The sequence below is a fragment of the Pradoshia sp. TA40_28 genome, from assembly GCF_059694525.1.
The window spans coordinates 57,776-69,511 of record NZ_JCATZO010000003.1 but is presented as its reverse complement, the minus strand read 5'-3'; the positions used below and the strand labels follow the sequence as shown (position 1 = coordinate 69,511).

Here is an 11,736-nt window from a genome sequence, read left to right as displayed (position 1 = left end):
GATAGGTATAGCGGTTTTTCGCTGAAATAAGAAAGGGGTGTTGGAATTGGTTAAAAGTTTATATCTCCACATTCCATTTTGTACACAAATATGTCACTACTGTGACTTCAATAAATTTTTTATTCAAAATCAGCCAGTGGATGGATATATCCAATCCTTATTAAAGGAAATGGATTTATATGATTTGTCTCAAAATGAACCTTTGTCCACTGTTTTTATTGGAGGAGGTACACCCTCTGCTTTGGAACCTTCACAGCTTGAACAATTGCTGTTTTCCATGAAGGAAAAAATAAAGCTAAGTGCTGATTATGAATACACGGTTGAGGCTAATCCTGGTGATTTATCAAAAGAGAAGCTAAGGATCATGAAGGAAGCTGGTGTTAATCGACTAAGTTTAGGTGTGCAATCATTCAATGAGGAATTATTGAAAAAGATTGGCCGTGCACATAATGTGAAAGATGTGTATGAAACGATTGACATGGCGAGAGAAGAAGGGTTTGAAAATATTAGCATTGACCTGATTTACTCCTTGCCTGGACAAACTCTAGGTGACCTGGAAGATACAATTGACAGGGCTTTAAAGTTAGATCTTCCTCACTTTTCGGCCTATTCTTTAATCATTGAACCGAAGACGGTATTTTATATTATGCTCAATAAAGGCAAATTATCCTTGCCGGGTGAGGATGCTGAAGCTTCAATGTATGAATACGTGATGCAACGATTAGAGGAAGCTGGCTATAGTCAATATGAAATATCCAATTTTGCAAGAAAAGGATATGAAAGCAGACATAACCTCGTATATTGGAATAATGAAGAGTATTATGGCCTTGGTGCAGGTGCACATGGATACCTGGAAGCTGTCCGTTATCATAATCATGGACCATTGAAGAAATATATGAATGCTATAGAGGATGGCAGGAAGCCTATTATTGAACAAATTACGGTAACACGTAAGGAACAAATGGAAGAAGAAATGTTCTTGGGACTGAGGAAGATGGAGGGGGTTTCCCCTGAATTGTTCCAAAAACGATTTTCTGCAGACATAAACGATGTATTTGGGGAAACAATAAACAAGATGATTATGCAGGGATTATTGGAGCTTTCGGATGGAAGAATTAAATTAACCCAGTCCGGTAAATTAATGGGTAATGAAGTATTTCAAGCATTTTTATTATAGTTAAAAAACATAATCATAACCGTTGACACTTAACGACGGTTTTGATACTTTATTTATAGACTTAGCACTCAGCAGTAAAGAGTGCTAACAGAGGTGATTATCGATGTTAACAAATAGACAACTGGCAATTTTACAGGTGATCATCGATGATTTTATTTCTACCGCCCAACCTGTGGGGTCCAGAAATATTTCCAAAAAAGAAGGTATTTCACTAAGTTCTGCCACAATCAGAAATGAAATGGCTGATTTAGAGGAAATGGGGTATCTCGAAAAAACACATACCTCTTCAGGGCGTATTCCCTCTGAAAAAGGGTATCGGTACTATGTGGATCATCTTGTATCACCGCAGCAGCTACAAAAGGATGATATTCTAAAGCTTAAATCTGTTTTTAAAGAGAGATTATTTGAGTTAGAAAAAATTGTGCAACGTTCGGCCGGTATTCTATCGGAAATTACGAATTACACGGCAATCGTGCTTGGACCTGCTGTTCTAGAGAACCACTTACGTCGAATCCAAATTGTACCGCTTGATAAAACTAAGGCAATTGCGATCATCGTGACTGATACTGGTCATGTTGAAAATAAAATGATTCATCTTCCTCCTGGATTTGATATGAATGAAATGGAGAGAGTGGTTAATATCCTGAACGATCGATTGAGCGGTGTACCTTTGCTGCAACTCAAAGATAAGATATTCAGGGAAGTGGCTGTTTTATTAAAACAGCATATTACAAATTACGATATGGTTCTACAAATGTTAGCAACTTCATTGCAATTACCTGAGAATGAAAAACTGTTCTTTGGTGGGAAAGCGAATATGCTCAGTCAACCTGAATTTCATGATATTGAAAAAGTGAAGGCAATTTTCAATATTATGGAACAAGGAAGAGATTTGTATGACCTGGTTAGCAAAACACGAGAAGGAATTAATGTGAGAATCGGCACCGAGAATAATAATCTGGCGCTCGAAAATTGCAGTATTATCAGTACAACCTATTCCATTGGAGACGAGAATTTAGGAACAATTGCAATTCTTGGTCCCACTCGTATGGATTATTCCAGAGTAATGAGTTTATTATCATTCTTTTCGAATGATTTAACTGAGATGCTGACAAAACAGTATCAAAATAAAAAGTAACGGTAATAGTAGTAATACTGCTTTAACGTATATACATCAATACTTTCAGGGAGGTGAGAAGCAGTGTCTGAAAATAAAAATGAAACAATTGAAGAGATTTTTGATGAAGCAGGAAAAAATGAAATGAATGATACAGCCTCAGAGGAAACCGCTGAAACAAGTGAAACCGTTGAGGAAGCTTCTGAAAATAATGGGGATAGCAAAGTAGCTGAACTTGAAAAGAAATTACAAGAAGCTGAAGGTAAATATGTTCGCCTTTATGCAGATTTTGAAAACTACCGCCGCCGTGTCAAGTTAGATGCGGAAGCAGCGCAAAAGTACAGAGCACAATCTCTTGTTACTAATCTATTGCCTGCTATCGATAACTTTGATCGAGCGATTCAAAGTACAACAGAAACCGATGAAACTAAGCCTATCCTGCAAGGTATGAATATGGTTTTAACTAGTATTTTAACGGCCTTGCAAGAAGAGGGTGTAGAGGTAATAGAATCCGTAGGTAAAGAATTCGATCCTCATGTTCATCAGGCAATTATGCAGGATAATAACGAAGAATATGGTTCAAATATTATTGTGGAAGAATTCCAAAAGGGCTATAAATTAAAAGACCGGGTCATTCGTCCAGCAATGGTAAAAGTGAATCAATAAACAAACAGTGCTACATATTATAGGAGGTAAAAGTAAATGAGCAAAATTATTGGTATTGACTTAGGAACGACTAACTCTTGTGTATCCGTATTAGAAGGCGGAGAACCAAAAGTTATTCCAAATCCTGAAGGTAATAGAACTACTCCATCCGTTGTTGCCTTTAAAAACGGAGAACGTCAAGTTGGGGAAGTAGCAAAGCGTCAAGCTATTACAAACTTAAATACAATCAGCTCCATTAAACGCCACATGGGTACTGACTATACAGTAAATATCGAAGGAAAAGACTATTCTCCACAAGAAGTATCTGCGATTATCCTTCAATATTTAAAATCCTACGCTGAAGAATACTTAGGAGAAAAAGTAACAAAAGCAGTTATCACTGTTCCTGCTTACTTCAATGATGCTGAACGTCAAGCAACTAAAGATGCTGGCCGTATTGCCGGTTTAGAAGTAGAGCGTATTATCAACGAACCAACAGCAGCTGCACTTGCTTATGGTTTAGATAAAGCAGATGAAGATCAAAAAATCCTAGTATTTGACCTTGGTGGCGGTACTTTTGACGTATCTATCCTTGAGTTGGGTGATGGAGTATTTGAAGTACGTTCCACAGCTGGTGATGCTCGCCTGGGTGGAGATGACTTCGATAACGCTGTAATGGAATATTTAATCGAAGAATTCCGCAAAGAAAATGGTATTGATCTTTCTAAAGATAAAATGGCTCTTCAACGTTTGAAAGACGCTGCTGAAAAAGCGAAAAAAGATTTATCCGGTGTAACATCCACACAAATTTCTTTACCGTTTATTACTGCCGGTGAAGCTGGTCCATTACACATGGATATAACGTTAACACGTGCGAAATTTAATGAAATTACAGCTTCTTTAGTTGAAAGAACAATGGGACCTACTCGTCAGGCTCTTCGCGATGCAGGCCTTTCTCCAGCTGAAATCGATAAAGTTATCTTAGTTGGTGGTTCTACGCGTATTCCTGCTGTTCAGGAAGCTATTAAAAAAGAAACTGGTAAAGAACCTCATAAAGGTGTAAACCCTGATGAAGTGGTAGCTATGGGTGCTGCTATCCAAGGTGGAGTTATTTCCGGTGACGTTAAAGATGTTGTATTACTTGATGTAACTTCTTTATCTCTTGGTATTGAAACAATGGGTGGAGTATTTACTCGTTTAATCGACCGTAATACAACAATCCCAACAAGCAAATCTCAAATTTTCTCTACAGCAGCTGATAACCAAACAGCCGTTGATATCCATGTTCTTCAAGGTGAGCGTCAAATGGCAGCAGATAACAAAACGCTTGGCCGTTTCCAATTGACTGATATTCCACCGGCACCACGTGGTATTCCACAAATTGAAGTAACATTTGATATCGATAATAATGGTATCGTTAATGTACGTGCTAAAGATCTAGGCACTAATAAAGAACAAGCGATTACGATTCAATCCGCTACAAGCTTAAGTGATGAAGAAATCGAACGTATGGTTAAAGAAGCGGAAGAAAACGCAGAAGCAGATAAGAAACGTAAGGAAGAAGCAGAGTTACGTAATGAATCTGATGCTTTAGTATTCCAAACAGAAAAAACACTTAAAGATCTTGAAGGTAAAGTTGACGAAGCTGAAGTTCAAAAAGCAACAGAAGCTAAGGATGCTTTAAAAGCAGCAATTGAGAAAAATGATCTTGAGGAAATGAAAGCGAAAAAAGAAGCGTTACAAGAAATTGTACAAGCTCTTAGCGTGAAACTATATGAGCAAGCTGCTCAAGCTGCAGAACAACAAGGCCAAGATGGTGCTGGTAAGGCTGATGATGTCGTAGATGCAGAATTTACTGAAGTTGACGACGACAAAAAATAATCATTGAACGTAAAAAAGTCAAAGTCAGGCTAGCCTTGACTTTGGCTTTTTTTAACGGATTCGCCATTTTTTGTTTATATTGCGCCACGGCTAAGTCAAGTGGTAAAATGTTTTTTATGTGAAACGACGGACTATATAGAATCAGGAGTGTGAGGAATGAGCAAACGGGATTATTATGAGGTGTTGGGGGTTGGCAAGAATGCCTCGAAGGATGAGTTGAAAAAAGCATATCGCCGCCTTTCCAAGCAATATCACCCTGACCTCAATAAAGAAGCAGATGCAGCGGATAAATTCAAAGAGATTCAGGAAGCTTATGAAGTGTTAAGCGATGACCAAAAGAAAGCAAGATATGATCAATTTGGTCATGAGGATCCTACACAGGGATTTGGCGGAGGCGGAGCCGGCTTTGAAGGCTTCGGCGGCTTTGAAGATATTTTCAATTCCTTCTTTGGCGGAGGCGGAAGAAGAGATCCAAATGCACCGCGTCAAGGTGCAGATCTGCAATATACAATGACGCTGACTTTTGATGAGGCTGTGTTTGGTACAGAAACAACCATTGAAATTCCAAAAGAAGAAGAATGTGATACATGTAAAGGATCCGGAGCCAAACCTGGTACAAAACCCGAAACATGTACACATTGTAATGGTACAGGCCAATTAAATGTAGAGCAAAATACTCCATTCGGACGTATTGTCAATCGAAGAGTATGTCAGCACTGTAGCGGTACAGGTAAATTTATTAAACATAAATGTGGTACTTGTCATGGTAAAGGCGTTGTGAAAAAACGCAATAAAATTCAAATTAAAGTGCCTGCCGGTGTAGATGATGGTCAGCAGCTGCGCGTTCCTGGTAAAGGTGAGCCTGGTATTAATGGCGGACCTTCAGGAGATTTATATGTGGTATTCCAAATCAAACCGCATGAATTCTTTGAACGTGACGGAGACGATATTTACTGTGAAATGCCAATTACTTTTGCGCAGGCTGCGTTGGGTGATGAGATCGAAGTTCCAACCATGCATGGCAAAGTGAAGCTGAAAGTTCCTGCGGGGACACAAACAGGTACTCGTTTCCGCTTAAAAGGAAAAGGTGTTCCAAATGTAAGAGGATATGGACAGGGTGATCAACATATCCGCATTTTAGTTGTTACACCAACAAAATTATCCGATAAACAAAAAGAACTAATTCGCGAATTCGCAGAAATCAGTGGTCATGGTCAATTGGATGAAAATGATGAAGGTTTCTTTGCGAAAGTGAAAAGAGCAATAAAAGGTGAATAATAAAGGTAGGAGTTGGTAGAAGATGAAATGGTCCGAATTATGTATTCATACAACAAATGAAGCGATCGAACCAATATCGAATATATTACATGAGGCTGGGGCAAGTGGGGTAGTGATTGAGGATCCGCTTGAACTGGTTCGTGAAAGGGAGAATGTATTCGGAGAAATCTATCAACTGAATCCTGCTGATTTTCCTACAGAAGGCGTAATTGTAAAAGCCTATCTTCCTGTCACAAGTTTCCTTGGGGACACAGTAGATGGGATCAAAGATCTTATCAATAATTTGATCAAATATGATATCGATCTCGGTCATAACGAAGTAACAATCAGTGAGGTTAATGAGGAAGAATGGTCTACTGCATGGAAAAAGTATTACCATCCAGTAAAGGTCTCTGAACAGGTAACTATTGTCCCAACTTGGGAGGAATATACTCCAGTCAACACGGATGAGAAAATCATTGAATTGGATCCTGGTATGGCATTTGGTACGGGGACACATCCAACAACTGTACTTTGTATTCAAGCGCTTGAAAAAACGGTCAAACCAGGTATGAAGGTTATTGATGTGGGAACAGGTTCAGGTGTCCTCACCATTACGGCAGCTAAATTTGGAGCCGATTCAATCTTGGCTCTTGATTTAGATGAAGTCGCTGTCAATAGTGCCCGTGTGAATTGTAAATTAAACAAAGTCCATGATAAGGTTACGATCAAACAAAATGATCTTTTAAAAGGGATTGATTTTGAAGCCGATATTGTGGTAGCCAATATCTTAGCTGAAATCATTGTTCGTTGTACAGATGATGTAGCCAGAGTGCTTAAACCGGGTGGTACTTTCATATCATCCGGTATCATCCAACAAAAACGTCATGAAGTAGAAGAAGCTATTAAGCAATCCGGACTCGTAATTGAAGACGTTATGACGATGGAAGACTGGGTTTCTATCACAGCTCGTAAATCTTGAATAAAGCATTCATCTCCCGCCTTTAGGGAATGTCATGGAGTTGAATGTAAGGAATCTGATAAACATTTCAGTCGGAGTTTAAACTCCGACTGAAATGAAGTTATAAGTCTCCAGCAGATTCGCATTGAGTAGGCTGATGCCTATGTGAATTTTTTGAAGTAATACCTTAGACACTATTGATTTTAAAGGACAGAAAGGTGCTGGCCATGCAGAGATATTTTATCGAGAAATTAGATAATCAATACGAAGTAACGATAACCGGAGATGATTTTCACCATATGACCCGGGTAATGCGTATGTCTGAGGGAGATACGTTTTATGTGGTGATTGATCAAAAGACGGCGATCGTTAAAATAGAATCCATTCACGAAAAAGCTCTGACTGGCCGCATCATAGATTGGATAGAGGAATCAAAAGAATTGCCGATACATGTAACCATTGTGAACGGTTTGCCTAAAGGGGATAAACTAGAATGGATTATCCAAAAAGGGACAGAACTGGGTGCATATTCCTTTATCCCTTTTAATGCAACTCGTTCTATTGTAAAATGGGATTCTAAAAAAGCTGGAAAAAAAACAGAACGTCTCCGGAAAATAGCGAAAGAAGCTGCAGAACAATCTCATAGGACAGAAATCCCTGAGATATCTGACCCTGTAGACTTACGCAGGTTGCTTGACCTTGCCAAGGCTTATGATTATAAGCTGGTAGCTTATGAAGAGGATGCAAAGCAAGGGGAAGCAGCTCAATTGGTTAATACGATTGGAAGGATGGTCCCTGGACAATCGCTTATCATTGTATTTGGCCCTGAAGGTGGCTTGGATTCTGCAGAAATAAATCTACTTTTAGAAAACGGCTTTCAAACATGCGGTCTTGGCCCTCGTATTTTGCGTACAGAAACGGCGCCTTTATACGCTTTGTCAGCCATATCTTATCAATTAGAATTAGCGAGGTGAAGGGAATGGCAACTGTAGCGTTCCATACATTAGGATGTAAAGTCAATCATTATGAGACAGAAGCAATATGGCAGCTGTTTCAAGCGTCAGGTTACGAAAGAGTAGAGTTTGAACAACGCTCAGATGTTTATGTGATTAATACATGTACCGTTACAAATACTGGGGATAAGAAGAGTCGACAGGTTATTAGAAGGGCAGTACGGAAGAATCCGGATGCTGTTATTTGCGTAACAGGCTGTTATGCACAAACTTCACCGGCAGAAATTATGGCAATTCCCGGCGTGGACATTGTAGTGGGTACGCAGGATCGTGATAAACTAATAGGTTATATTGATACGTATTTAACTGAAAGACAACCTATTAACGGCGTAAGAAATATCATGAAAACGAGAGTTTATGAAGAAATGGACGTGCCGGCATTCACAGATCGGACGCGGGCATCTCTTAAAATTCAGGAAGGGTGCAATAATTTCTGTACATTTTGTATTATTCCTTGGGCACGCGGCTTGCTGCGCTCTCGTGATCCTCAGGAAGTTGTTCGCCAGGCACAGCAGCTTGTCGCAGCAGGTTATAAAGAAATAGTCTTAACCGGTATTCATACTGGTGGTTATGGTGAAGACTTGAAGGATTATAATCTGGCTATGTTATTGAGAGAATTGGATCAAAAGGTAGATGGACTGAAACGTATCAGGATATCATCCATTGAGGCCTCTCAAATAACAGATGAAGTCATTGAAGTATTGCGCGAATCTGACAAAGTGGTTCCTCACTTGCACATTCCTGTACAATCAGCTTCAAATACTGTTCTTAAGCGTATGCGCCGTAAATATTCTTCTGAATTCTTTGCGGAGCGATTAGATAGATTGCGTGAGATTCTTCCTGATTTAGCTATAACATCAGATGTGATTGTTGGTTTTCCAGGTGAAACAGAAGAAGAGTTTATGGAAACGTATAATTTTATTAAGGATCAACGTTTCTCTGAACTGCATGTTTTCCCTTATTCAAAACGGACTGGTACTCCGGCTGCCCGTATGGAAGATCAAGTAGACGAAGATGTAAAAAATGATCGTGTACACCGTTTAATATCTTTATCAGAGCAGCTTGCCAAAGAATATGCTTCTCAGTATGAAAATGAAGTTCTGGAAGTGATTCCAGAGGAACCATTTGAAGATGGAGAGGCAAAGGGCTTATACCAAGGCTATTCAGATAACTATCTGAAAGTAGTGTTCCCTGCTACAGAAGAAATGGTAGGGAAAATAGTTAAAGTAAAAATCACGAAAGCTGGCTATCCGTACAATGAAGGACAATTTGTGCGAGTTCTGGATGACACGGTCGAACAAGCTGTCGTTAATTCATAATGATTAAAAGGCGGGCGGATACAGAGTAATTCTTTGTATCCGCCCGTTTTGATATTTTTCGGTTGAGGTATATAATTAATGACAGATTTAAACTATTTTAATCTGTTTAAAAATTATTAACTAATTAACCTACACGAATATAGGAATAACAGTTGACCTTGAATGAGACATATATTATAATTTGATGGTACATGGTTTCCTTCTATGTGTAGGAAATTAGAGTTGTTGTGCTCGGAGGGAGGGAAAGAGATGTCTAAAACAGTCGTTAAGAAAAACGAATCGCTTGAAGATGCTCTTCGACGCTTCAAACGCACAGTTTCCAAGCAAGGTACTATGCAGGAAGTAAGAAAGCGCGAATTCTATGAAAAACCTAGTGTAAAACGTAAGAAAAAGTCTGAAGCTGCGAGAAAACGCAAGTTCTAAAAGAGGTGCCCTTAATGAGTCTTGTTGAGCGTTTAAACAGCGATATGAAACAAGCTATGAAGAACAGAGAAAAAGACAAGCTCTCCGTCATCCGAATGGTGAAGGCTACTCTTCAAAATGAAGGAATAAAGCTTGGTAAACAAGAATTATCCGAAGATGAAGAGTTAACCGTACTTTCTCGCGAATTAAAGCAACGCAAAGACTCCCTCCAGGAATTTGATAAAGCAGGACGCCAGGATTTGGTCGAAAAGCTTCAATCAGAAATCGAAATTGTGGAGGCATATCTGCCAAAGCAATTATCCGAGGATGAGTTAAATGCGATTGTTACTCAAGCGATTGCCGAGACGAATGCCACTTCCAAGGCTGACATGGGCAAAGTAATGTCCGCAGTCATGCCAAAAGTGAAGGGTAAAGCTGATGGATCTTTAGTCAATAAACTTGTACTGCAAAATCTTACAAAATAAGACGTTTAAAACCCGCAAATTCTATTTGCGGGTTTTTTATATCCTATTAACTAAAAGTATTGTGAAACTTATGCATAATAATAACGTATAATGAATTATAGACAAAAAAATAGAGGATAGGAGGTGAAAAGGTATGAGGAAAAGATGGTGGACATTTATCCTCATCTTTGCATTTTTTTTAACTGGAATCTTAGGTCCACCGTCAGGAAATGCGAACACAGATAAAGTATACATAGTACCTCTGCAGGATGAGGTGGAAAAAGGGCTATCTAATTTCTTAAAACGAGCGATCGCAACTGCAGAAAAAGATGGAGCGAAGGCAATTATATTTGATATTAATACACCTGGCGGAGCGGTAGATGCAGCCGATGAAATTGGTGAGATATTTGCAAATACCGAATTAAAAACGGTCGCCTTTGTCAATAACCGAGCCTTGTCTGCAGGTGCTTTTATCTCTTTGAACGCTGATGAAATCTATATGGTGCCCGGTGGTACAATGGGTGCGGCAGCTGTTATCACATCTGATGGTAATGCAGCCGATAAAAAAGCACAGTCCTATTGGCTTGCGAATATGCAAAAGGCTGCTGAATCCAGTGGAAGGGATCCTCTTTATGCGAAAGCAATGGCAGATGAAGACATTGATTTGCCAGAGTATGGAGCTGAAAAAGGGAAATTGCTTACACTAACAGCAAATCAGGCTTTAAAGGTTGGCTATAGTGAAGGTACGGTTGAAAACCAGAAGGATTTATTGAAAACATTAGGATATAAAGATGCAGAGCTGATTCATTTTGGAGAAAGCTTTGCTGATAAAGTTGCACGTTTTCTTACGAATCCGATTGTAATCCCTATCCTATTGTCAATCGGAACCATAGGCCTTATTGTTGAACTCTATTCGCCTGGATTTGGCTTACCTGGTTTTGCTGGTTTAACATCTATTTTATTGTTCTTTTATGGACATATGGTTTCAGGTTTGGCCGGATATGAATCGCTCATTCTATTTATAGTTGGTATAGGATTACTTTTACTGGAAATATTCCTTCCTGGCGGTATTGTAGGCGTCATTGGTTTTATAGCAATAATAGCAAGTTTCTATCTTGCTGCGGGAGATGTGGAGCATATGTCAATAGCTATATTAATTGCCTTGATTGCAGGATTTATAGCAATTGTCCTCTTAATTAAAGTATTCGGGAAAAGAATGACGGCCTTTGATAAAATCATTCTCACTGATTCGACGGATACAGAGAGCGGCTATGTATCAAATATTAATCGTAATGAGTTAATTGGAAAAGTAGGTATTCTGGTCACTGATTTAAGACCCTCCGGAACGCTATTGCTTGAAGGAGAAAGAATTGATGTAGTAAGTGAAGGTAGCTTTATCATAAAGGGAACACATGTTAAAGTAATTAAAACAGAAGGTTCCCGTATAGTAGTAAGACCATTAGATTCATAATAATAAAAGTATGGAAGGAGTTTTAACGT

General features: G+C 39.0%; 11 protein-coding genes. All 11 read left to right on the top strand.

What is annotated here, in order from left to right; all coding sequences use genetic code 11:
- Positions 1–46 precede the first annotated feature (46 nt).
- The 11 genes from hemW (at position 47) to AC58NB_RS04410 (ending at position 11,707) form a co-directional block, all read left to right on the top strand.
- On the top strand, positions 47–1,177 hold the full coding sequence (gene hemW / locus AC58NB_RS04460) for a radical SAM family heme chaperone HemW (RefSeq protein WP_497425624.1): 1,131 nt from the start codon (positions 47–49) through the stop codon (positions 1,175–1,177).
- 103 nt (positions 1,178–1,280) lie between these two features.
- The gene (gene hrcA / locus AC58NB_RS04455; protein ID WP_497425623.1) at positions 1,281–2,315 is read left to right on the top strand and encodes a heat-inducible transcriptional repressor HrcA; all 1,035 of its coding nucleotides are present in this window, start codon (positions 1,281–1,283) and stop codon (positions 2,313–2,315) included.
- Positions 2,316–2,438: 123 nt separating this feature from the next.
- Positions 2,439–2,960, top strand: a complete 522-nt coding sequence (gene grpE / locus AC58NB_RS04450) for a nucleotide exchange factor GrpE (protein WP_497425906.1) — start codon at positions 2,439–2,441, stop codon at positions 2,958–2,960.
- A gap of 36 nt (positions 2,961–2,996) precedes the next feature.
- Positions 2,997–4,820 carry a molecular chaperone DnaK gene (dnaK, locus tag AC58NB_RS04445; protein WP_497425622.1) on the top strand — a complete coding sequence of 608 codons (1,824 nt, stop codon included), beginning with the start codon at positions 2,997–2,999 and terminating at the stop codon, positions 4,818–4,820.
- 156 nt (positions 4,821–4,976) lie between these two features.
- Positions 4,977–6,098 carry a molecular chaperone DnaJ gene (dnaJ, locus tag AC58NB_RS04440; protein ID WP_497425621.1) on the top strand — a complete coding sequence of 374 codons (1,122 nt, stop codon included), beginning with the start codon at positions 4,977–4,979 and terminating at the stop codon, positions 6,096–6,098.
- A gap of 22 nt (positions 6,099–6,120) precedes the next feature.
- Positions 6,121–7,059 carry a 50S ribosomal protein L11 methyltransferase gene (gene prmA, locus AC58NB_RS04435; RefSeq protein WP_497425620.1) on the top strand — a complete coding sequence of 313 codons (939 nt, stop codon included), beginning with the start codon at positions 6,121–6,123 and terminating at the stop codon, positions 7,057–7,059.
- Positions 7,060–7,265: 206 nt separating this feature from the next.
- Positions 7,266–8,012: a 16S rRNA (uracil(1498)-N(3))-methyltransferase gene (locus AC58NB_RS04430; RefSeq protein ID WP_497425619.1), complete on the top strand. Its 747-nt coding sequence runs from the start codon at positions 7,266–7,268 to the stop codon at positions 8,010–8,012.
- A gap of 5 nt (positions 8,013–8,017) precedes the next feature.
- Complete coding sequence (gene mtaB, locus AC58NB_RS04425) at positions 8,018–9,370, top strand: tRNA (N(6)-L-threonylcarbamoyladenosine(37)-C(2))-methylthiotransferase MtaB (protein ID WP_497425618.1); 1,353 nt, start codon at positions 8,018–8,020, stop codon at positions 9,368–9,370.
- Between the two features lie 249 nt (positions 9,371–9,619).
- Positions 9,620–9,793 carry a 30S ribosomal protein S21 gene (gene rpsU / locus AC58NB_RS04420; protein WP_066105253.1) on the top strand — a complete coding sequence of 58 codons (174 nt, stop codon included), beginning with the start codon at positions 9,620–9,622 and terminating at the stop codon, positions 9,791–9,793.
- A 14-nt stretch (positions 9,794–9,807) separates the two neighbouring features.
- On the top strand, positions 9,808–10,257 hold the full coding sequence (locus tag AC58NB_RS04415; RefSeq protein ID WP_497425617.1) for a GatB/YqeY domain-containing protein: 450 nt from the start codon (positions 9,808–9,810) through the stop codon (positions 10,255–10,257).
- Between the two features lie 133 nt (positions 10,258–10,390).
- Entirely contained in the window at positions 10,391–11,707 is a 1,317-nt protein-coding gene (locus AC58NB_RS04410) for an NfeD family protein (protein ID WP_497425616.1), read from the top strand.
- The last annotated feature ends 29 nt before the right edge of the window (positions 11,708–11,736 follow it).